Annotated in this window: 21 protein-coding genes; 3 read left to right on the top strand and 18 right to left on the bottom strand. The window is 70.8% G+C overall.

Annotated elements, in window-relative coordinates:
• Positions 1–16 precede the first annotated feature (16 nt).
• The 3 genes from B7K21_RS11440 to B7K21_RS11430 all read left to right on the top strand — a co-directional run bounded on the left by B7K21_RS11440 (position 17) and on the right by B7K21_RS11430 (position 4,706).
• Positions 17–1,288 carry a sugar ABC transporter substrate-binding protein gene (locus B7K21_RS11440; protein ID WP_084075674.1) on the top strand — a complete coding sequence of 424 codons (1,272 nt, stop codon included), beginning with the start codon at positions 17–19 and terminating at the stop codon, positions 1,286–1,288.
• A gap of 71 nt (positions 1,289–1,359) precedes the next feature.
• Complete coding sequence (locus tag B7K21_RS11435; RefSeq protein WP_084075672.1) at positions 1,360–2,463, top strand: glycoside hydrolase family 15 protein; 1,104 nt, start codon at positions 1,360–1,362, stop codon at positions 2,461–2,463.
• Positions 2,460–4,706 (top strand): TIM-barrel domain-containing protein, encoded by a 2,247-nt coding sequence (locus B7K21_RS11430; protein WP_084075670.1) that lies wholly within the window; start codon positions 2,460–2,462, stop codon positions 4,704–4,706. The genes B7K21_RS11435 and B7K21_RS11430 overlap by 4 nt, the downstream gene beginning before the upstream one ends.
• Positions 4,707–4,822: 116 nt before the next feature.
• On the opposite strand, the gene B7K21_RS11425 is transcribed toward B7K21_RS11430, so the two are convergent.
• The 18 genes from B7K21_RS11425 to B7K21_RS11345 all read right to left on the bottom strand — a co-directional run bounded on the left by B7K21_RS11425 (position 4,823) and on the right by B7K21_RS11345 (position 20,194).
• Complete coding sequence (locus B7K21_RS11425; RefSeq protein ID WP_084075668.1) at positions 4,823–5,512, bottom strand: ribonuclease HII; 690 nt, start codon at positions 5,510–5,512, stop codon at positions 4,823–4,825.
• Between the two features lie 3 nt (positions 5,513–5,515).
• Positions 5,516–6,157 (bottom strand): signal peptidase I, encoded by a 642-nt coding sequence (lepB, locus tag B7K21_RS11420; RefSeq protein ID WP_234989297.1) that lies wholly within the window; start codon positions 6,155–6,157, stop codon positions 5,516–5,518.
• A 74-nt stretch (positions 6,158–6,231) separates the two neighbouring features.
• Positions 6,232–6,579, bottom strand: coding sequence for a 50S ribosomal protein L19 (rplS, locus tag B7K21_RS11415; protein ID WP_084075664.1), 348 nt, complete (start codon positions 6,577–6,579; stop codon positions 6,232–6,234).
• 184 nt (positions 6,580–6,763) lie between these two features.
• A complete protein-coding gene (gene trmD / locus B7K21_RS11410) occupies positions 6,764–7,492 on the bottom strand; it encodes a tRNA (guanosine(37)-N1)-methyltransferase TrmD (protein WP_084075663.1) in 729 nt (242 codons plus the stop codon).
• Positions 7,493–7,496: 4 nt separating this feature from the next.
• A complete protein-coding gene (gene rimM / locus B7K21_RS11405; RefSeq protein ID WP_084075662.1) occupies positions 7,497–8,036 on the bottom strand; it encodes a ribosome maturation factor RimM in 540 nt (179 codons plus the stop codon).
• A gap of 38 nt (positions 8,037–8,074) precedes the next feature.
• A complete protein-coding gene (locus B7K21_RS11400; RefSeq protein ID WP_084075661.1) occupies positions 8,075–8,617 on the bottom strand; it encodes a hypothetical protein in 543 nt (180 codons plus the stop codon).
• Positions 8,617–8,847, bottom strand: a complete 231-nt coding sequence (locus tag B7K21_RS11395; protein WP_084075659.1) for a KH domain-containing protein — start codon at positions 8,845–8,847, stop codon at positions 8,617–8,619. The genes B7K21_RS11400 and B7K21_RS11395 overlap by 1 nt, the downstream gene beginning before the upstream one ends.
• A 5-nt stretch (positions 8,848–8,852) precedes the next feature.
• A complete protein-coding gene (gene rpsP, locus B7K21_RS11390; protein ID WP_084075657.1) occupies positions 8,853–9,359 on the bottom strand; it encodes a 30S ribosomal protein S16 in 507 nt (168 codons plus the stop codon).
• Between the two features lie 213 nt (positions 9,360–9,572).
• Positions 9,573–10,346 carry an FAD:protein FMN transferase gene (locus B7K21_RS11385; protein ID WP_084075655.1) on the bottom strand — a complete coding sequence of 258 codons (774 nt, stop codon included), beginning with the start codon at positions 10,344–10,346 and terminating at the stop codon, positions 9,573–9,575.
• Positions 10,343–10,900 carry an FMN-binding protein gene (locus B7K21_RS11380; protein WP_084075653.1) on the bottom strand — a complete coding sequence of 186 codons (558 nt, stop codon included), beginning with the start codon at positions 10,898–10,900 and terminating at the stop codon, positions 10,343–10,345. Before B7K21_RS11380 ends, B7K21_RS11385 begins: the two co-directional genes overlap by 4 nt.
• A 13-nt stretch (positions 10,901–10,913) precedes the next feature.
• A complete protein-coding gene (locus B7K21_RS11375; protein ID WP_084075651.1) occupies positions 10,914–12,341 on the bottom strand; it encodes a ferric reductase-like transmembrane domain-containing protein in 1,428 nt (475 codons plus the stop codon).
• A gap of 118 nt (positions 12,342–12,459) precedes the next feature.
• Complete coding sequence (locus B7K21_RS11370) at positions 12,460–13,281, bottom strand: FAD:protein FMN transferase (protein ID WP_159448523.1); 822 nt, start codon at positions 13,279–13,281, stop codon at positions 12,460–12,462.
• Between the two features lie 4 nt (positions 13,282–13,285).
• Positions 13,286–13,741, bottom strand: coding sequence for an FMN-binding protein (locus B7K21_RS12690; RefSeq protein ID WP_159448522.1), 456 nt, complete (start codon positions 13,739–13,741; stop codon positions 13,286–13,288).
• A 28-nt stretch (positions 13,742–13,769) separates the two neighbouring features.
• A complete protein-coding gene (locus tag B7K21_RS11365; RefSeq protein ID WP_159448521.1) occupies positions 13,770–15,164 on the bottom strand; it encodes a ferric reductase-like transmembrane domain-containing protein in 1,395 nt (464 codons plus the stop codon).
• Between the two features lie 114 nt (positions 15,165–15,278).
• Positions 15,279–16,400 (bottom strand): amidohydrolase family protein, encoded by a 1,122-nt coding sequence (locus B7K21_RS11360; RefSeq protein ID WP_234989296.1) that lies wholly within the window; start codon positions 16,398–16,400, stop codon positions 15,279–15,281.
• A gap of 1 nt (position 16,401) precedes the next feature.
• Entirely contained in the window at positions 16,402–17,988 is a 1,587-nt protein-coding gene (ffh, locus tag B7K21_RS11355) for a signal recognition particle protein (protein ID WP_084075645.1), read from the bottom strand.
• Between the two features lie 58 nt (positions 17,989–18,046).
• Entirely contained in the window at positions 18,047–19,840 is a 1,794-nt protein-coding gene (locus B7K21_RS11350) for an HD domain-containing protein (protein WP_084075643.1), read from the bottom strand.
• 15 nt (positions 19,841–19,855) lie between these two features.
• Positions 19,856–20,194: a P-II family nitrogen regulator gene (locus tag B7K21_RS11345; protein ID WP_084075641.1), complete on the bottom strand. Its 339-nt coding sequence runs from the start codon at positions 20,192–20,194 to the stop codon at positions 19,856–19,858.
• Position 20,195: the final 1 nt, after the last annotated feature.

Genomic DNA, 20,195 nt, shown 5'->3' with positions numbered 1-20,195 from the left:
CTACGAAGGACACGAAATGCGGAAGCGAATTCTCAGTGGGATCGGCAGCGTCGCCGCCTTGAGTCTGGCCCTTGCAGCGTGCTCATCCTCCACGGATGGCACCGAGGTCAGCGAGAGCGCGACGTCCGACGCCATGGAGCCGGTGACCATCACCTACTCCAACTTCATCTCGAACGGAGGCAACGAGGAGAACCTCCAGACCATTGTCGACGCCTTCGAGGCGGAGTACCCGTACATCACCGTCGATGTCACCACACTCCCCTACGCCGACTACTTCACGGTGCTCCAGACGGACCTCGCCGCCGGCACGACGGCCGATGTCTTCGACATCGAGTACGCGACATACCCCGCGTATCAGCCGTCTGGCGTGTTCGCGCCGCTCGACGGCGTCGACACCTCTGCGTACCGAGGCGACGTCGCAGCGGCCTACGCGACGGACGGCGTGCAGTACGCCCTGCCCACCTCGTTCTCGACCGTGGTGCTGTTCTACAACAAGGATCTGTTCGACGCCGCGGGGCTCGACTACCCGACGTCTGACTGGACCTGGGACGACGAGCGCGCCGCGGCCGAGGCTCTCACCGACGCCGATGCGGGCGTGTGGGGCGACTACCAGCCGATCTCGTACTACGAGTACTACAAGGCTCTCGTCCAGGCCGGTGGTCAGTTCCTCACCGACGATGGCAGCGCGGTGGCCTTCAACTCGCCCGAGGGACTCGCGGCGGCCGAGTGGCTCGTCGAGAAGAGCGGAACCGTGATGCCGACCGCCGAGCAGGGCGCCGGTACCGCCGACTTCGATACCTCGCTGTGGGCGGATGGAAAGCTCGGCATGTGGCACACGGGCATCTGGATGTTCGGCGCGGCAGACGGCTCGGACTTCGCGTGGGACATCGCAGTCGAGCCCGGCGACGTGCAGAACGCCTCTGCAGTGTTCTCCAACGCGGTCGCGGTCTCCGCCACCTCGGAGCACCAGGATGCTGCGGCGCTGTTCGCCGAGTTCCTGTCGGCATCGGACACCATGGTCGACGTTCGCCTGGAGACCGGCTGGGAGCTCCCCGCGATCTCCGACACCGCCACGCTGTCGACCTACCTCGACCAGGGAGACCCTGACAACAGGCAGGCCGTGTTCGACTCGCTCGATGGGATCGCGCTGCCGCCTATCATCGGCGACAACCAGGCCCAGATGCAGGACATCATCGGCAACGAGCTCACCGAAGCCGCAGCGGGCCGCATCACCGCCGAGGAGGCGCTCGCCAACGCCGAGTCGAAGATCAACGATCTTCTCGGCTGACACCCCCTGACAGGTCCGGCGGCGGCCCAGCCGCCGCCGGACCGTCCCAGACCCACCGAAACGAGCTCCTCATGACCGCGGCCATCGGCACGCCATCGGAAGCGCTGATCACGCACTCGCGCGCCCTCATCCGGGCGCTTCAGACGTCCGAGGGCGCGTATCCCGCAAGCCCCACCTTCTCCGCGTATCGCGGCTACTCCTGGTTCCGAGACGGCGCCTTCATCGCCGACGGCATGTCGGCGGTCGGCGATGACGACTCTGCCGCGGAGTTCCTCACCTGGTGCGCGTCGGTAGTGCGCCGCTACGCCGGCACCATCGGCAGCGCGGTTGCGCGCGCCGCTGCCGACGATCCCTTGCCGGACGACGAGATGCTGCCTGCACGCTTCACCTTCGACGGCGGCCGCGGGGCTGACGAGTGGTGGGACTTCCAGCTCGATGGCTTCGGCACGTGGCTGTGGGCGCTCGGCGAGCATGTCACGCGTCACGGCACGGACCCTCAGCCCTACGCCGACGCAGTGACGCTCACGGTCGACTACCTGGTCGCCTCGTGGCGCAGACCGTGCTTCGACTGGTGGGAGGAGCACGACGAGCACGTCCATGTCTCCACGCTCGGGTGCATCGCAGCGGGGCTCACTGCCGCGGCACGTCTCGGCGTGCTCGATGACCGGCGCTCTCGCGACGCGACGAACACCGCCGCGCGGGTCGTGGAGTACATCCTGGAACATGGCGTGCGCGAGGGACATCTCGTCAAGTGGATCGGGTCGTCAGCCGTCGACGGTTCGCTCGCAGCGCTCATCTCTCCGTTGCGTGTCATACCCCCCGAGCATCCGGTGGCGACGGCGACCCTCGCCGCCATCGAACGCGACCTCGCCGTCGACCATGGTGTGCACCGCTTCGCAGCGGACGTGTTCTACGGAGGGGGTCAATGGCCGCTGCTGAGCTGTTTCGCCGGCCTCGCGCACGCCGCGCTCGGAGAGCGTGACACCGCCGCGAAGTACCTTGCCTGGGCCGCCGCCCAGGCAACCTCCGAACTCGACCTGCCGGAGCAGGTCCCCCACCACCTTCTCGCGCCCGAGCACCGTCAGGAATGGATCGACCGCTGGGGGCCCGTCGCCACCCCGCTCCTGTGGTCTCACGCGATGGTGCTGCGACTGAACCAGGAGATCCACGCATGAGAATCCGCCACGTCCCGCTCGGCTCCGGCCATCCGTACACCGATGACACCGAGCAGCGCTCCCCCACACTTCCCGTCGCCGGCGAGCCGCTGCGGCTCGGCGCCCGCGCCACGACCGACGCCACGACTGTCGTGCTCCACCTCACCGTGACTCGCGTGGACGGGGCCCGCGAGGACCTCGAGGTCCCGTGCTCCCGCGTCTCGCGAAGCTCGCGAGGCCAGGTAGTGGACGGTGGGCATCTCGCGTCCGCACAGGCGCGCCAGCAGCGCGGCGCGGGCGGCTGGGAGGCCGAGCTGGACGTTCCCGACGATGCCGCGAGCATCACGTACCGCTTCTCGGCGTCAGGCGACGCGGGCTCGGCGCGCACGCGCGAGTTCCGCTCGGAGGTGGCGGCGTGGCGCACTGCGGACGACTCGCTGGTGGACGTGACGGGAGCGGCTGTGGCTGTCGTCCCGGGTTCGGTGCGCGCGCTGTGCACCCCGACCCGGATCGCACGCGTCTCGTTCGCTCTGCCGCTCGCACGCGGCGAGCATGTCGCGGGCTTCGGCGAGCGCTTCGACGCGATCGATCAGCGAGGCGCCGCGCTGGACTCGCAGCTGTTCGAGCAGTACAAGAGCCAGGGAGCGATGCGACGGACGTACATGCCGATGCCGTTCGCACACGTGGTGGGCGGCTCCGGGTGGGGCTTCCATGTGGAGACCTCGCGTCGCGTGTGGTTCGACGTGGGCGCCGCAGACAGCGACCTCATGGCCGTCGAGGCCGTCGTCGACGCGCCTGTAGAAGCGCTCACCGCGCTCTCGGTGCGCACCTTCACCGGCACTCCCGCAGAGGTGCTGGACGCGTTCCTCTCCCGAGTCGGTCGGTCGCGGGAGCTGCCGGGCTGGGTGTTCGGGCTGTGGGCCTCCGGCAACGAGTGGAACACCCAGGCTGAGGTCGAGCGCCAGGTCGCTCTTCACCGAGAGCACGGCATCCCGATCGGGAGTGTCGTCATCGAGGCGTGGAGCGACGAGTCGACGTTCACCGCATGGCGTGATGCCGAGTACACGCCTCGGGCCGACGGTGGTCCGCTGAGCCTCGCGGACTTCACCTTCCCCGAGGACGGCGCCTGGCCCGACCCGAAGGGAATGGTCGACTCGCTTCACGACGAGGACGTGCGGCTGCTGCTGTGGCAGATCCCGCTGATCAAGATGCGTCCGCATCCGACCGCGCAGGCGGCCGCGGACGCCGCCGCGGCAGTGCGCGACGGACGGGTCATCCAGGAGCCGGCGCCAGACGGCAGCCTGCGGCCGTACCGCAACCGCGGATGGTGGTTCCCACTGTCGCTCATGCCCGATCTCACCGATGACGCCGCGGCACGGTGGTGGACGGACAAGCGCCGGTACCTCGTCGACGAGATCGGAATCGATGGCTTCAAGACCGACGGTGGCGAGCACGCATGGGGCGACGAGCTCGTGTACCTCGACGGTGGACGCGGCGATGAGCGCAACAACGAGTTCCCCGTGGCGTATGCGAAGGCCTACGGCGACTTGCTCGAGCGTGCGGGCAAGGCTCCCGTCACTTTCTCTCGCGCAGGCTTCACCGGTTCGCAGGCGCACGGGGCCTTCTGGGCGGGCGATGAGAACTCGACCTGGGATGCCTTCCGGTGGTCCATGTGGGCTGGCCTCAATGCGGCGACCTGCGGCATCGTGTATTGGGGCTGGGACATCGCGGGTTTCTCCGGTCCTGTGCCCGATGCAGAGCTGTATGTGCGCGCTTTCGCTGCGAGCGCATTCGTGCCGATCATGCAGTACCACTCGGAGTTCAATCACCACCGGACGCCCTCGCGCGACCGCACCCCTTGGAACATCGCCGAGCAGTCCGGCGATGCTGCCGTCATCGCGGAGATCCGCGAGATCGTGGCGCTGCGGGAACGCCTGCGTCCTTACCTCGAGGCGCAGGCGCGTCTCTCGATCGAGACCTCTCGCCCGCTCATGAGGCCGCTGTTCTTCGACCACCCGCACGACCCGGCAGTCTGGGAAGCCTCACCGCAGTGGACGCTGGGCGACGACATCCTCGTGGCACCTGTGCTCGCCCCCGGCGAGGACTGGAACGTGTACTTGCCCGACGGCGAGTGGCGCGATGCCTGGACGGGCGAGGCGCAGCGCGGGGGCGCGACGGTGCGGACGACAACCCCGCGCCATAGGGTCCCGGTCTTCGTGCGGGAGCGCGCATGGAGCTCCCTGCGCCCCGTCTTCCACCCGTAGCTGACGCATGCGCCGAGTCGCCCAAGGGCGTCGTCGCGCGGTGTGGCACGCACGAGGACGTGGCTGGCGCGGTCGGATGAGGATCGACCGCCTCGGCCGGCGCTGGGCGAGTGTGCTCAGCGTTCGCGCGCGGGCAACGACCAGCTGAGGCGGTGGAGCGGCGTCGGGCCGAGCCGCCTCAGCGCGTCGAGGTGCGCGGCGGCGCCGTAGCCCTTGTTGCCGGCCCACCCATAGTCGGGGTGCTCGGCGGCGGCGGCGACCATGAGCGCGTCGCGTTCGACTTTGGCCAGCACGGAGCCTGCAGCGATCGACGCGCACAGCGAGTCGCCCTTGATGACCATCGTGACGGGCACAGGTTCGGGCGCCGTGGGCACCAGCCCGACGATGGGGTCGCCCTCGGCGGCGGCGAACAGGTCGGCCGCGGGCGGCGTAAGCCAGTCGTGCTTGCCGTCGAGCAGGATCGCGTCCGCCACGGTGCCGGCCTCGGCGAGCGCCGCGAGCGCGCGCAGCGCCGCAAGCCTCAGTGCGCGCACGATGCCAAACGCGTCGATCTCGGCCGGTGCGGCGTGTGCCACCGCCCGCCCGACGCCGTACTCGGCCAGCGCGTCGATGAGGGCTTCTCGCCTGGCCGGGGTGAGCTCCTTGGAGTCCGCCAGCCCGGCGGGCCAGTCGTCGCGGCGCTCGACCGCGCAGGCGCCGACGCTCACGGGTCCGGCGAGGGCGCCGCGGCCCACCTCGTCGATGCCGACGACCACACGGGCGCCCGCATCCCACAGCGCGCTCTCGTGCGCGAGCGAGACGGGCACGGCTCAGGCCTGGCCGGTGTCCACGAGCGGATTGCCGATGCCGCCCCAGTGGTCGACGGGCCAGACGGTCACGAAAGCGGTGCCCACGACGGAGTCGAGCGGGATGGTGCCGCCGCCTGGAAGGCCCTGGTGGTAGCGCGAGTCGGCGGAGTTGTCGCGGTTGTCGCCCATGACCCACAGCGAGTTCGCGGGCACCTCCACGGTGAACTCCATGCCGCACGGCTGCGAGCCTTCGGCGAGGTAGTCCTCCTCGAGGGGCACGTCGTTGACGTACACAGGGCCGTCCGCGTCGGGACAGCTCACCACGTCGCCCTCGACGCCGATGACCCGCTTGACGAGGTGCTCGCCCGCGTCCTCTGGCAGCAGGCCGACGAACACCAGCAGGTCGTTCACCGGTACGGGCAGGCCGGTGGCGTTCGCCGCCGAGCCGCCGGTGAGCCAGCCGCCGGGATCCTTGAAGACGACGACGTCACCGCGACGCAGCTCGAGCGGGCCCGGGCGCCACTTGGTGACGAGGATGCGGTCGTCCTCGACCAGGGTCGGGTGCATGGACCCCGAGGGGATCCAGAAGGACTGGACCAGGAACGTCTTGATCAGCAGTGAGAGGACGAGCGCGGCGACCACGATGATCGCCAGCTCGCGCACCCATAGCCACACACGACGGCCGGCGGACGGGGCAGTGCCCCGGTCCGCCGGCCGGTCGGTGGATGCGCTGATGCTCAGCTCTCGCGCTTCTCGCGAATGCGCGCAGCCTTGCCGCGGAGACCGCGGAGGTAGTAGAGCTTGGCGCGGCGCACGTCGCCGCGCGAGACGAGCTCGATCTGCTCGATCGTGGGGGCGTTGAGCGGGAACTTGCGCTCCACGCCCACGCCGAACGAGATCTTGCGGACCGTGAAGGTCTCGCCGATGCCCTTGCCGTGACGCGCGATCACGACGCCCTTGAAGACCTGGATGCGCGAGCGGTTGCCCTCGACGACCTTCACGTGGACGTTGATGGTGTCACCGGCACGGAAGTCCGGGATGTCGTCGCGGATCTGGCCCGCGACCACAGAGTCAAGCTTCTGCATGACGTGTCTCTCCTCGCACATGCCACAGGTCACCATGCGGTTCTGCCCGAAGGCTACGGTGATGAGTGCCACGCTCCGGCGGATGCTCCACCCCCTGTGGCAGGTGTGAGCGCCGGGCGCGCCGACGCACTATTCTGCCACACCCGTCGGGCTTCGCCCAGCCCACGCCCGACGCGGTGGCAGGCTACGCGTCCAGGCCGCCCCCCGCGTCGGGCGGGAGAAGGTCAGGGCGCCTCTCGCGCGTGCGTGAGAGCTGCTGCTCGGCGCGCCACTGCGCGACCTTGCCGTGATGGCCGCTCAGGAGCACGTCGGGCACGTCAAGACCTCTCCACGAGGCGGGCCGCGTGTACGAGGGGTACTCGAGGAGCCCGTCGGAGTGGGACTCCTCGACGATCGACTCCGCGTTGCCCATGAAGCCTGGGATGAGACGCGTGACGGCTTCGATCATCGCGAACGCGGCGACCTCTCCCCCGTTGAGCACGTAGTCGCCCAGGCTCACCTCGAGCACGCGCACGCCCTGCTGCGCGTAGTGCTCGGCGACGCGCGCGTCGATGCCCTCGTAGCGTCCGCACGCGAACACGAGCTGCGGCGCGCTCGAGAGCTCGGCGGCGAGAGCCTGCGTGAAGCGCACTCCCGCGGGGCTCGGAATGACGAGCACTCCCCCGTCCTGGAGCACGTCGTCGAGGGCCTTGCCCCAGACGTCGGGCTTCATGACCATGCCGGCTCCGCCGCCGAAAGGCGCGTCGTCGACGGTGCGGTGCGGGTCGGGCGTGCCGTCCGCCTTGGTCGCGGCCCACTCGCGCAGCTGATGCACGTGGGTCTGCACCAGGGCGGCCTGCCGAGCCTTGCCCAGCAGCGAGACGTCGAGCACCTGGAAGAACTCGGGGAAGATCGTGATGACGTCGATGCGCACGGGCTCAGTCCTCCCCACGGGTCTCGCCGGTGGCCTCGGGCTCCTCACCCGCGAGCAGCCCGTACGGAGGCGTGAGCACGATGCGTCCCTCGTCGAGGTCCACGTCGGCGACGAACTCGTCCACGAACGGGATCATCGCGCGGTGACCACCCGCCTGCTTCACGACGAGCAGGTCCTGAGCGGGCATGGACATGAGGTCGACGACCTCGCCGAGCCGCTCGCCATCGGGCCGCACTGCGGTGAGCCCCACGAGATCCTGGACGAACCAGGCCTCGTCCTCCTCGTCGGGATCGACATCGGCGACGAGTTCGACGCCACGCGCCGCCTCGGCGGCGGTCCGATCGGTGATCTCCTCGAACCTCACATACCAGCGGCCCGCCTGCACGCGGGTTCCGGCGACCGTGAGCGGACCCGCGTCCGCGGGCTCCGTGGCGAGCACGGCGCCGCGGGCGAGCCGCTCCTCGGGCAGATCGGTGCGCAGCTCGACCGAGAGCTCCCCCTTGAGGCCGTGGGCGCGTCCGATGCGGGCGACGGTGACGTTCATCCCACCAGCGTAGGGCCCCGCCACGATGGCGGATCGCGCTATGCGGCGCCGCCTTCGCCCTTGGGGCGGCCGAAGCGGTCGACCTCGACCTCGCCAGTGGTGAGGGAGCCGCCGGCGCGCTCGACCGCGGCACCGAATGCCGCGAGCGAGTCAGCCGACACGGGGACCGAGGACACGAGCGCAACGCCGGGACCCTCGGAGTTGAGGCGATACGTGTGGGTGCCGCCGAAGATGCCGCGGCGGCTGCGCACGTCCAGGTGCAGCGGCGCGGAGAGCGGCTGCGGGACACGCGTGAAGGTTGTGCCGAGCACGGGGGTGCGCAGCTGCGCGTGGCCCTCGGAGAGGTCGACGATGGCGATCGGCACCAGGCCCACGATCTTGAAGAGGTCCCACAGGCGCCACAGCGCGAGCAGGGTGAGCGCGATCCCCAGCACAGGGAATGCGGCGGGCTCTGAGCTCAGCGCGATCTCGAAGGCCACGCCGGCGAGCACGAGGACCAGCGCGAGGACCGCGCCGGCGGAGATGAGACGAAAGGGCCCCGGGCGCTCAGCGCGCCACGGGGCCCTCTCGAGTGCCGACATCAGGCGACGTCGACGATGTTCACTCGCACGTCGTCACGCGAGATCGCGTCGACGACGGTGCGGATCGCCTGCGCGGTGCGACCGCGACGGCCGATCACGCGAGGCAGGTCGTCCGGGTGGACGACCACGTTCAGCGTGGTGCCGCGACGCCCGGTGCGCTCAGTGACGCGCACGTCATCCGGGTTGCGGACGATGCTGCGAACCAGGAACTCCAGTGCGTCGAGGACCATGCTGACTAGTTCTCCTCGTCGAGGGTGCCCTCGACCTTGTCGTCGGCGTCGCTCGGGTCGCCCTCGGCGATCTCGATCTTGTCGTCGGCGTCCTCGTCACCGGGGACCTCGGACGACTCGTCGGCGACGGCCTCCTCGGCCTTCTTCGCGGCGGCGGCGGCCTTGGCCTTCTCCGCGGCGTCGGCGTGGGCCTTGATGGCGTCCTCGGCCGAGGCCTTGCCCTCGGCGACCTTGACGGTGCTCTTGGCACCCTTCTCGCCCTTGAAGGTTCCCCAGTCGCCGGTCAGCTTGAGCAGGGCCTCGACCTGCTCGCTCGGCTGCGCGCCGACGGAGAGCCAGTACTGGGCACGCTCGGAGTCGATCTCGATGACCGAGGGCTCCTCGGTGGGGTGGTACTTGCCGATCTCCTCGATCGCGCGGCCATCGCGCTTGGTGCGCGAGTCCATCACGACGACGCGGTAGAACGGGGCGCGCTTCTTGCCGAAGCGCTTGAGGCGAATCTTGACAGCCATGGCTGTGTGCTCCTTGTATTCGGTGTGAGCCGGGCGGTGACCCTGCGGGGAAATCGCAGGACGCCTGGCAAGACGAATAGCGTGCGCGGGTAGAGGGCCACGCATGCCAGCGACCAAGTATGCCAGATCGGGCACGTCGTTCGCGACCCTGGGAGCGTCGGCCGTACGGTCCAGCGCGGCCCGCGCACGTGCCCGCCCGACGCGACGGCCGGGTCAGGCTGCCCAGGCCCACCCGGGCGAGCGCTCGGCGACCACGCGGCCCCCCTCCACGCGCAGCGCGAGCACGTCGAGTCCCCGCTCCTGGGCCGCGAGCGCGGCGGACTCGCCGCGAGCGACGATCGCCGTCGCCCACGCGTCGCACTCGATCAGGTCAGTGCCGATGACGGTCGCCTGCACGTAGCGCGTCGAGGACGCTGAGTCGCCCGCGGCGGGATCCCAGATGTGCTGCGCGTGGATGGTCGTGCCCGAGGTGGCGATCGCGGTGCGTCCCCTGCCGAGCTCGACGGCGCCGACGTGGCGAGAGCGATCCTCGGGGTGAGCGATGCCTACCCGCCAGGGCCCCGCGTCGGGCCCGAGCCCCGAGACCATCGCGTCGCCGCCGCAGCCCCACAGCCACCCGCGCGCCGGCAGCGCGTCGAGACGCCAGCGCACGCGGTCGATCGCCCACGTCTTGACGATTCCCGTGGGGTCGAGGGTGCCGTCGGGAGCGACCGCGTCGAACGCGCCGCCGGTCTCTTCCCGGTACTTCTCGCACAGCTCCAGTACCTGCGCGACGGCGGGCGGAGCATCGTCAGGAGAGATCTCACCGCGGTTGAGGCGCGAGACATGGGAGCCCGCCTTGAAAGTCGAGAAGACCTCGTCGATCCACCTCAGGTCGTGCTCCACGTGCGCCATCGTGCGCGCGAGCAGGGCATCGTCGGGGTCGCCTGTGGCGAGCTCCACGTCGAGCGTGAACTCCATGGCCATCGCCCGCGCTGTGAGGATCATGACAGCCCCGCTTGCGCGAAGGCGTCCGCGACGGACTGCGCGAAGCCGTCGGAGGTGTAGCTCGCGCCGGAGATGTAACTCACGTCCGAGCTTTGGGTGTCGAGCACTTCCTGCATCAGCGTGGGCAGCGCGTACGCGTTGATCTGGCGGGACTCGTGGTCGCTGTCACCTGACTCGACCATGGCGACGTCGGTGACCACACCGTCGACCGTGGTGATCTGGACCGAGAACGACCCATACCGGGTGCGGACGGACTCGCCCGTGAAGGTGCCGCTCGTGCCGGCCGTCGCGTCGGAGGTCGCGCTCGCCTCCGTCGAGGGCTCCTCCGTGCTCGTGTCCGTGGAGTCCTCCGTGGACGTGCCGCTCGAGCCGCTCGACCCGGAGTCGCCTGCCGTGCCGGCGGCGCCGGTCGCTGAGCCGGAGGATGAGGTCGCGGATGAGGTGGAGGCCGAGGCGCTCAGGGCCGCCTCGGTGGCCTTCGGCGAGACGGCCCATCCCGTGGTGAGGATGGCCGCGGCGGTGCCGCCGACGATGAATGCGCGTGAGGTCTTCATGGTGTTCCCGCCCTTACCAGGCGAACTCCTCTCGGTGGATGGCTTCCTTGGGGACGCCGGCTGCGAGCGCGTCGGCCTGGACCACGCGGCCCCACTCGTGCGGACCGCAGATGAACACGTCGGTGTCGTGCGGGCGGGCGATCGCGCCTACGAGGGTGACCTCGCGATCGGCCGTTCCCCACGTGCGGCCACGACCTCCGGCGAGCAGTGCATAGGACGCGCGCCGCTTCCGCGCGAGCGACTCGATCTCGTCGAGCAGCGGTACCTCGTCGCGGGAGCGGCCCCGCAGCACGACGGAGATGCGACCGCCCTCGGGAGCGTCCTCGAGCAGCGAGCGCAAGGGCGACACCCCGATCCCTGCGCCGATGAGCACGAGGTCGCGCCCGGACCGCGAGCCGTGCGTGAAGATCCCCAGCGGCCCTTCGATCCACGCCGCCGTGCCGACCTTCAGCGAGGCGATCCTCGCCGAGGCGTCACCGAGCGGCTTGACGGTGACGCGCAGCGTGTCCCCGGGCGCGGCGGAGAGCGAGTACGGGTGCATCTCGCGCGCGAATGCGAGCCGGCCGAAGGCGATGCCGATGAACTGGCCCGACTGCGCTCCGAGCGAGCGCACGGCGCGTCCCGCGAGCGTCACGGTGATGGAGCCGTCGCTCTCGCGCCGCAGGGCGCTGACGGTGAGTCGATGGCGACGGTTGACGACGACCGGCTTCACGACGCGCCAGAACAGGAACGCCGAGCCCGACCCAACCCACAGCGCGAACCAGAACCACCACGCGGCGCCCATGCCCCGGAACGTCTCGCCCTGGAGGAACTGGTGAGGAACCGCGAGCGCGATCGACACGTAGCTGAGCAGGTGGATCGCGTGCCATCGGTGATACGGGAGGCGCGCACGGGCCGAGGCGAACGAGGTCACCAGCACGATCGCGGTCGCCGCGAGCGAGACGAGCGCCCAGGCGAGGAACCAGTCATAGCTCCAGTACGCCAGCAGTTGCGAAGCGGGGTTGTCACCAGCGACGTGCGCGTCGGCCACCGTCACGGCACCGATGTGCAGGAGCATCACCACCACCGACGTGACGCCGTACTCGGTGTGGAGCGTGATGGCCTTGTCATGGCCGATCACACGGTCGATCCACGGCGCGCGAGAGGCGAGCAGCAGCTGCGCGAGCATCATCACCGCAGCGACGATGCCCAGAGCACGGCTGATCATCCTCAACCATCCCCACACTCCCCCGTCGAGGAACGCGCCGGAGGCGATCATGAAGGCGATGCCGGTGAGGGCGGCGAGCCATACGGCCGCCTGGAGCGCGTCGGCGCCCCGGGCGCGACGCCGGGCCGCGCCCGGGGGGACCACGGGCGCGCTCACGCGGGGAGGAGCATCGATCGCGGCAGGAGCCTCGCGGTCAGGGTGACTCGCGGGCGGAGCGGGCGCGGTGAGCGTCATGCGGGGTCCTTCCCGGGTGCGGCGAGTGCGTCATCTCTCGATGGCACTCCCCACTGTTCCGCGCAAGTCTCAGAGCACGCTGAGAGCCCCTCCGGAGTATCCCGGGAGCCGGGTGCGCTCACGCAGGTCGGGCATCCGGCCAACCGGGCGTGACGACCGCGTCGAAGCCCCCGCCCGAGCGTCGGCCGGTGACGGCGAGCACCTCGAAGCCGTCCGCGTGGGCACGCGTCAGCGCGCGGGGTCCGCCTCCGGCGATCGCCGTGGCCCACGCATCGCATGCGACGAGATCGTCGCCCAGCACGCTCACCTGCAGGTAGTGCCGCGCCACCTCGCCGGTCTCGGGGTCCCAAATGTGATCCCGCACCTGAGCGCCGCCCGACGTCGCAAGCGCACGAGGCCCGTCACCGCCCAGCTCGACCACGGTGATCGGGGCAGAGCCGGTCGGGTCGCCTGTGAGGGACGGGTCAGCGATTCCCACGCGCCACGCGCCGTCGCCTCCGACGCACACATCGCCGGCGGCATCGACGAGCCAGCCCGTGGCCCCGACGCTTTCGAGAGACGTCAGCGCCCGCGCGACCGCCCACGTCTTCACCAGGCCAGTGGGGTCCGGCGCGCCTTCCGGGTACGTCACCGGCAGGCCCCGCGCGGCCAGCGCCGTGAGCCGCGGCGAGAACGCGCCGGCGGTGCGTTCGACCCAGAACTCGCACAGCGCGAGCACCTCGCGCACCTCCGCGGGCGCGTCGGCGGTGTCCAGCTCGCCGCGCGCGAGCATGCTCAGCGGGCTGCGGGCGTCCCACAGCGAGAGCATCGCCTCGTCGTGGCGCAGAGAGCGTTCGAAGTCGAGCATCGCGGTGCCCAGCGCGGGACCTCCGACGCCGCGCGCACTGACGCGAAAGGCCATCGCCATGGCGCGTGCCTCGCGCGCGACCGCCTCGGTCACGCGGTCACAGGCCCGCTGCCTCGAACGCGCCTGCCACGGACTCGAGGAACCCAGGAGAGCTGTAGGACGCTCCCGAATAGGCGTCGACGTCCGCGCTCTGGGCGTCCAGCACCCGCGCGGAGAGCGCGGGGATCGCCTCGGCATTGATTCGCTGCGACTCAGCCGCGCTCGTTCCTGCCGCAAGCGCGACGACATCCACCACCACGCCGTCCTCGACCACGATGCGTGCCTGGAAGTCGCCCTTGATGTTCGTCACGACGGGTCCGTCGAACGTGTCGCCCGCGCCCGCGTCTGGCGTGCCCGACCCCGCGTCCTGAGGCTCGCCCGCGTCTTCGCTGGACCCGCCGTCCCCGGAGGAATCGAGGAACGACGTGTCAAGGCTTCTCTCCGCTGTCGCGAATCCCGCGGCGACGATCGCCGCCGAGCTCGCGACCACGCCTGCCATCCTGCTCGCTCTCATGCGCCCATCCTCCACGTGTCCATGAGAGTCACCAGCCGAACCTCTCGCGATGGATGGCACGGGGCTCGACTCCGCCCGCGAGCGCGTCGCGCTCGACCTGGTCGGCCCACGGCACCGGCCCACAGATGAACACGTCGCGATCGGAGAGATCGCCGACGAGCTCGGCGAGCGACACGTCCTTGTCGCGCGGCGCCCAACCGGACCCGCGCTCGCCGATGAGCACCGTGAGCTCGGCCCGAGCGCGTGCCGCGAGCTCAGTGATCTCGTCGAGCAGCGGCGCCTCGCCGAGCGAGCGTGCCCTCACGATCACCGCGCACGGCTCCGTCGGGTCGTGCGCTTCGAGAAGTGTGCGCATGGGCGTGATGCCCACGCCCGCGCTGACAAGCACCACGCCGCCACGGCACCGCGCGGCGTCGGTGAACACTCCGAGCGGACCCTCGACCATGACCCTCGTGCCGACCTCGACGTCAGCGAGCGAGCGCGAGTGGTCGCCGGACGGCTTCACGGTGAGCCGTAGCGCGTCGCCCGTGGGCGCGGCCGACAGCGAGAAGGGGTGCGCCTCGCGCCACCGCGTGCCGTCGAGGAAGCGCCACAGCATGAACTGACCGGGCTGAGCCCGCAGGCGGTCCAGATCGCGCCCGGTCACCGTGATCGTCGCGGAGCCGTCGGGTTCGCGACGCACGTGCGAGACGTGCGTCCCGTGACGACGCAACCGCGCGAGCGGCCGCACCACGCGGAACGCGAGCAGCGCGCCGAAGGCGACCACGTACAGCGAGAGCCAGTACCACGCGGCCGCGCTGAACCCCCGGAACGTCGAACCCTCGAGGAACTGGTGCGGCACCGCAGCGGCGACCGCGACGTAGACGATGAGGTGCACCGTGTGCCAGCGCTCGTAGCGCCACCGGCGCCTGACGATCGCGAGCGACAGCGCGAGCACCACGAGGAAGAGCGCCAGTGCGACCTGGGCGGTCGCAAGGAACCACGACTGGGTGAACAGCGCGACAGCCTGCGCGAAGGGCCCGCGTCCGTCGTAGTAGCCGTACATGGACGTGATGACGGCGGCGTGCGCGAGCATCAGCACGATGGCCCACTTGCCGAGCTTCGTGTGCAGCGCGGTGGTGCGGTCGTGGCCGACGGAGCGTTCGATGAACGGCGCGCGCGCGACGAGCAGCACCTGGGCGAGCATCAGCACCGTGGCCACGATGCCGAGCGCGCGGCCGGCGGAGTACACGTAGTCGATCGGCGCGCTGGCGAGCAGGCCGCCCGCGCGCAGCATGAGCGCGACGCCGATCGCGGCGGCGAACCAGATCGCTGCCTCGAGGCCGTCGGCCCACCAGGTGCGGCGTGCGGCGCGTCGTGCACGGTCGGCGGTGGGGATCCGCGGGCGGGCGGGCGCGGTTCCGTGGGTCGTCGACGAGGTCATGGGGGCCTCTCGCGGGTTTGGGGACTCGGAGGCGTCCGAGCGCGTGGCACCACTGTCGCCTGGCGGCGGCACGTCGGGCAAGGGTCCCTGGGGCATCCTCAGGCGTTCCTCAGGTCAGGGCGCCACGCGCGCGCCCCGCAGCACCACGTGCTGGGGGCGTGCGAGCTCGGTGATGTCCTCGCGGGGATCCCGGGCGTAGACGACCAGATCGGCGCTGGCACCCTCCTCGAGCGCGGGGACGCCGAGGAACGCGCGCGCACGCCACGTCGCCATCGCGACCACATCGCTGGCCGGGATTCCAGCGTCGACGAGCGCGGCGGCCTCGAGCGGCAGGAGCCCGTGACCGAGGGTCCCGCCGGCGTCGGTGCCGAGCAGCAGCGGCACGCCCGCCTCCCACAGCTCGCGCGCGTGGGTCGCGCGCCGCTCGTACATCGCGTCCATGCGCGTGGCGTAGGCGGGGAACCGCGCGCGCCCCTGGGCGGCGAAGCCCGCGAAGTTGTCGATCTGCAGCATCGTCGGCACCACGGGGATTCCCTCGGCCGCCGCGCGCTCCATGTGCGCAGGCGTCATGCCGGTGCCGTGCTCGAGGCAGTCGATGCCCCCGTCGAGCAGTGGATCGATGCTCTCGGTCGCGAACGTGTGCGCAGTGACGCGCGCGCCCGCGTCGTGCGCGGCGGCGATGCCCTCAGCGAGCACCTCGGCGGGCCACAGCGGCGCGAGGTCGCCAGCGTCACGGTCGATCCAGTCCGCGATGATCTTGACCCAGCCGTCGCCCTTGCGGGCCTCCTCCGCCATGACGCGCGGCAGGTCATCCACCTCGATCTCGCGCGCGTAGTACCGCAGGTAGCGCTTGGGCCGTGCGATGAACCGCCCCGCGCGGATGAGGCGTGGCGCCTCGACCACGCCGTCGAGGAAGCGCGTGTCGGTCGGCGAGCCGGCGTCGCGGATCAGCAGCGTGCCGGCGTCGCGATCGACGAGGGCCTGCTTGAGCGCGAGCTCGGGCTCGACCGCTCCCCCGCTGTCGAGGCCCACATGGCAGTGCACGTCCACGAGGCCCGGCACGGTGACACCCTCGAGCACCTGGTCGACCGGCGCGTCGGGCTCGTCGAACGTGACGGCACCGCCGACCACCCACGCGCCGTCGCGCACCTCGTCGTCTCCGACGATCACCGGGCCCTCGAGGCGCAGAGTCGGCACCTGCCCGACGCCGTGGTCGCCCGGTCGCGCGACGCTCACGTCAGCGGCCCAGGAACTTGCCGAGGTCGGGGATCGAACTCGGGTCGAACTGCTTGGGCTCCTCCTGCGCAGGAGCGCCGAAGGACGCCCCGGGGGCTGCCTCGCCTGCTGCCTTGGCACGGGCCGCGGCCTCCTGCTGCGCGCGCTTGGCGGGGTTGCCCGACTTGCCCTTGACCTTGCGCTGGGGCGCCTGCTTGCCCTTGGACTTCTTGCCGCCTGGCAGGCCGCCGAACGAGCCGGGAGCGCCTCCCATGCCGGGCATGCCACCGCCCTTGGCCATGGCCTTCATCATGCGCTGCGCGTCCTCGAAACGCTTGACGAGGGCGTTGACCTGCGCGACGGACGTGCCGGAGCCGCGCGCGATGCGCGAACGCCGCGACCCGTTGAGCGCCTTGGGGTTGTCGCGCTCGTAGGGCGTCATCGAGTGGATGATCGCCTCGGTGCGGGTGAGCTCGTTCTCGTCCAGGTTCTCGATCTGGTCGCGCATCGCACCCATGCCGGGCAGCATGCCGAGCATCTTCTTCATCGAGCCCATGTTCTTGAGCTGCTGCATCTGCGACAGGAAGTCGCTGAAGGTGAAGTCCTCGCCGCGCTCGACCTTGGTCGACATGCGTTCGGCCTCGGCCTTGTCGAACACGCGCTCGGCCTGCTCGATGAGCGTGAGCATGTCGCCCATATCGAGAATGCGAGACGCCATGCGGTCGGGGTGGAAGACCTCGAGGTCCTCGGGCTTCTCTCCCACCGACGCGAACATGATCGGGCGGCCGGTGACCTGCGCGACCGAGAGCGCGGCGCCGCCTCGTGCGTCACCGTCGAGCTTGGAGAGCACGACGCCGGTGAAGTCGACGCCGTCCTGGAACGCCTGCGCCGTCGCGACGGCGTCCTGACCGATCATCGCGTCGATGACGAACAGGACCTCGTCCGGTTCGATGGCCTTGCGGATGTCGCCCGCCTGCTTCATGAGCTCGGCGTCCACGCCCAGGCGGCCGGCCGTGTCGACGATCACGACGGAGTGCTGCTTGTCCTGGGCCTCCTTGAGGCCCTTCTTGGCGACCTTCACGGGGTTGCCGCGCACGCGCTCGTCCTCGCGCGTCACGCCCGGCTCGGGCGCGAACACTGGCACGTTCACGCGCTCGCCGACGACCTTGAGCTGCGTGACCGCGTTCGGACGCTGCAGGTCCGCGGCGACGAGCAGCGGCGTCGCGCCCTGCTGCTTGAGGTGCAGGGCGAGCTTGCCTGCGAAGGTGGTCTTACCGGCGCCCTGGAGACCCGCGAGCATGATGACCGTCGGCCCAGACTTGGCGTACCGCAACGGGCGCGCCTCGCCTCCGAGGACCGAGATGAGCTCCTCGTGGACGATCTTGACGACCTGCTGGGCGGGGTTGAGGGCCTCAGAGACCTCGGCGCCGAGCGCACGCTCGCGGATGGCCGCGGTGAAACTGCGCACCACGGCGACCGCGACGTCGGCGTCCAGGAGGGCTCGACGGATCTCGCGGATCGTGCCGTCGATGTCGGCCTCGGTCAGCCTGCCCTTGCCCCTCAGGGACTTGAAGGTCTCGGCGAGCCGATCGGAGAGGTTGGCGAACACAGGTGTCCCTTCACGATTGCTAGGCGTCCCAGCCTACCGGGGCCTCGCGTGACCGACCTCAGGCAGGGTCGGGCGGAGGCCCTGCCTCGAGCGCACCGCGCGCCTTCAGGTAGAGCTGGTCCACGAGCTGCGCGCGCCACGCCGTCCATGCCTTGGGGCCCGCGGCCTTGGCGTCGGCCTCGGTAAGAGCCCTGAGCGTGTCCAGCAGGTCGACGCGACGGTCCACCGCATCGAGCAGGCGCTCAGTCGTCGCCGGGTCGTCCGGGTCCGCGCTCGTGGCGAGGTCGGCGAGCGTGAGGTGTTCACGGATGAGGCGCTCGATGTCGGCAGCCATGCTTTCCGAAAGGCCGAGCCGTGCCGCAATCGCCGGCACGAGCGCCGCGCCAGCCGTGGAGTGATCGGACGCGCCCGCTCGCTTGCCGATGTCGTGCAGCCACGACGCGATCCTCAGCAGGTCGGGGTCCGGCACGTGACGTCGCAGGCGGCCCGCGAGCACGGTCGCCTCGATCATGTGGCGGTCCACGGTGAAGCGGTGGATCGGGCTGCGCTGCGGGCGGTTGCGCACGCCCTCCCATTCGGGGAGCCAGCGCACCGCGAGGCCCGCGAGGTCGATCGCCTCCCACACGGGAACCAGGTGGGCGGAGCCGCGCAGGAGCTCCTTGAGCAGCGCACGCGCCTCAGGCGGCCACGGGACCGGCAGGTCCGGGCAGCGCTGCAGCGTCGTGAGCAGCGTCGGGGTGAACGTCAATCCCGTCGAGGCGGCGGTGGCGGCCGCGCGCAACGGCAGCAGCGCATCGTCCTCAGCCGCGTACCCCGGCGCGAGTGCGAGCTCGCCGTCCACGTCGATGAGCCCCTCCGCGACGACGATGTGCCGCGGCGCCTTCGCTCGTCGGCGCGCAAGGAAGGCGCGCGATCCCACGCCTGAGCGTTCGAGCGAGCGCCGCGCGCCGCGCTCGGTCGTGTCGACCGCGTAGGCGACGGTGCGCCCGGCCTCAGCGAGCGCGGCGAGGAGCTCGTCGGGGTGGCCGAATCCGAGGCCCTCAGCCACCTCGTCGGCGATGTGCCGGCCCAGCACGCTCTGCTGGCGTCCCAGCTGCATCTGGATCTGGTCGCGCACATCCATGAGGAACGCGCCGGCGTCGTCGACGGCGCCATGCGGGCGGTCGGTGAGCCACGTCGCTGACAGTCCTGTCAGGCTCACGAGGTCGCGCAGGCCTCCCCGAGACTCCTTGAGGTGTGGCTCGATGAGGTACGCGAGCTCGCCGAAGCGCTCCGCCCGGGCGCGCGACGCCGCGAGCAGTTCCGGGAGGCGCTTGCGCGCCGCCGCGCGCCAGTCCTGATAGATCGTGGCGCGCGCGTGCTTGGCGAGCGCCTCGTCGCCAGCGATAGGCCTCAGGTCGAGCAGGCCCGACGCGGCGGCCAGGTCCTTCGCGGCCACCTGGCGCACCTCGGTGAGGGAGCGCGACGAATAGTCGAGTTCGAGCCCGGCGTCCCAGATCGGGTACCAGAGGCGCTGCGCGAGGTCCGCCACGGCATCGGCCTTGAGAGTGCGCCCGTCGTGGATCAGCACCAGGTCGAGGTCAGAGGCGGGACCGGTGTCGCCGCGCCCCAGTGACCCGACGGCGCCCAGCGTGACGCCTTCGCCCAGGTCTCCCGCCACCTCGTCCCAGTGCTGCCGGAGGGCAGAGACCGTAATCTCGGTGAGGCGCGTCCTGCGCGTGTTCCCCGGGGCCCCCACCCGGTACAGCTCGTGTGCCAGCTCCTGCCTCAGACGCTTGAGGTCCCGCACCCCATCGGGATGCGGGACCTCAGCGTGTGAGCCTTCGCGGAACTGGCCGTTCCGGCTCGGCATGTGCGGTGTGTCTCCTTAGAGAGCGTCCGCGCCGTGCTCGCCCGTACGGACGCGGGCGACGTCGTCCACCGGGACGACCCAGACCTTGCCGTCGCCGATCTTGCCGGTCTGCGCGGCCGAGACGATGGCCTCGGTCACGGTCGGGGCGTCGGCGTCGTCGACGAGGACCTCAAGACGGGTCTTGGGGACCAGGTCGACGGTGTACTCAGCACCGCGGTAGACCTCGGTGTGGCCCTTCTGGCGGCCGTAGCCGGCAGCCTCGGACACGGTCACACCCTTGACGCCGGCAGCCTCCAGGGCTGCACGGACCTCGTCAACGCGGTGCGGCTGAATGATGGCGGTCACGAGCTTCATG

The sequence above is a fragment of the Demequina sp. NBRC 110052 genome (assembly GCF_002090075.1).
Lineage (GTDB): Bacteria > Actinomycetota > Actinomycetes > Actinomycetales > Demequinaceae > Demequina.
The sequence above is the reverse complement of the archived record's forward strand: the minus strand, read 5'-3'. Positions and strand labels throughout refer to the sequence as shown.

What these genes read in the sequence shown, in the direction of transcription:
- B7K21_RS11400 (WP_084075661.1), bottom strand. Translation starts at nt 8,617, where the DNA reads ATGTCGGCACTCGAGAGGGCCCCGTGGCGCGCTGAGCGCCCGGGGCCC.
- B7K21_RS11365 (WP_159448521.1), bottom strand. Translation starts at nt 15,164, where the DNA reads ATGACCTCGTCGACGACCCACGGAACCGCGCCCGCCCGCCCGCGGATC.
- rpsP (WP_084075657.1), bottom strand. Translation starts at nt 9,359, where the DNA reads ATGGCTGTCAAGATTCGCCTCAAGCGCTTCGGCAAGAAGCGCGCCCCG.
- B7K21_RS11375 (WP_084075651.1), bottom strand. Translation starts at nt 12,341, where the DNA reads ATGACGCTCACCGCGCCCGCTCCGCCCGCGAGTCACCCTGACCGCGAG.
- B7K21_RS11380 (WP_084075653.1), bottom strand. Translation starts at nt 10,900, where the DNA reads ATGAAGACCTCACGCGCATTCATCGTCGGCGGCACCGCCGCGGCCATC.
- B7K21_RS11435 (WP_084075672.1), top strand. Translation starts at nt 1,360, where the DNA reads ATGACCGCGGCCATCGGCACGCCATCGGAAGCGCTGATCACGCACTCG.
- B7K21_RS11385 (WP_084075655.1), bottom strand. Translation starts at nt 10,346, where the DNA reads ATGATCCTCACAGCGCGGGCGATGGCCATGGAGTTCACGCTCGACGTG.
- rimM (WP_084075662.1), bottom strand. Translation starts at nt 8,036, where the DNA reads ATGAACGTCACCGTCGCCCGCATCGGACGCGCCCACGGCCTCAAGGGG.
- B7K21_RS11430 (WP_084075670.1), top strand. Translation starts at nt 2,460, where the DNA reads ATGAGAATCCGCCACGTCCCGCTCGGCTCCGGCCATCCGTACACCGAT.
- B7K21_RS11345 (WP_084075641.1), bottom strand. Translation starts at nt 20,194, where the DNA reads ATGAAGCTCGTGACCGCCATCATTCAGCCGCACCGCGTTGACGAGGTC.
- B7K21_RS11440 (WP_084075674.1), top strand. Translation starts at nt 17, where the DNA reads ATGCGGAAGCGAATTCTCAGTGGGATCGGCAGCGTCGCCGCCTTGAGT.
- B7K21_RS11395 (WP_084075659.1), bottom strand. Translation starts at nt 8,847, where the DNA reads ATGGTCCTCGACGCACTGGAGTTCCTGGTTCGCAGCATCGTCCGCAAC.
- B7K21_RS12690 (WP_159448522.1), bottom strand. Translation starts at nt 13,741, where the DNA reads ATGAGAGCGAGCAGGATGGCAGGCGTGGTCGCGAGCTCGGCGGCGATC.
- B7K21_RS11350 (WP_084075643.1), bottom strand. Translation starts at nt 19,840, where the DNA reads ATGCCGAGCCGGAACGGCCAGTTCCGCGAAGGCTCACACGCTGAGGTC.
- rplS (WP_084075664.1), bottom strand. Translation starts at nt 6,579, where the DNA reads ATGCAGAAGCTTGACTCTGTGGTCGCGGGCCAGATCCGCGACGACATC.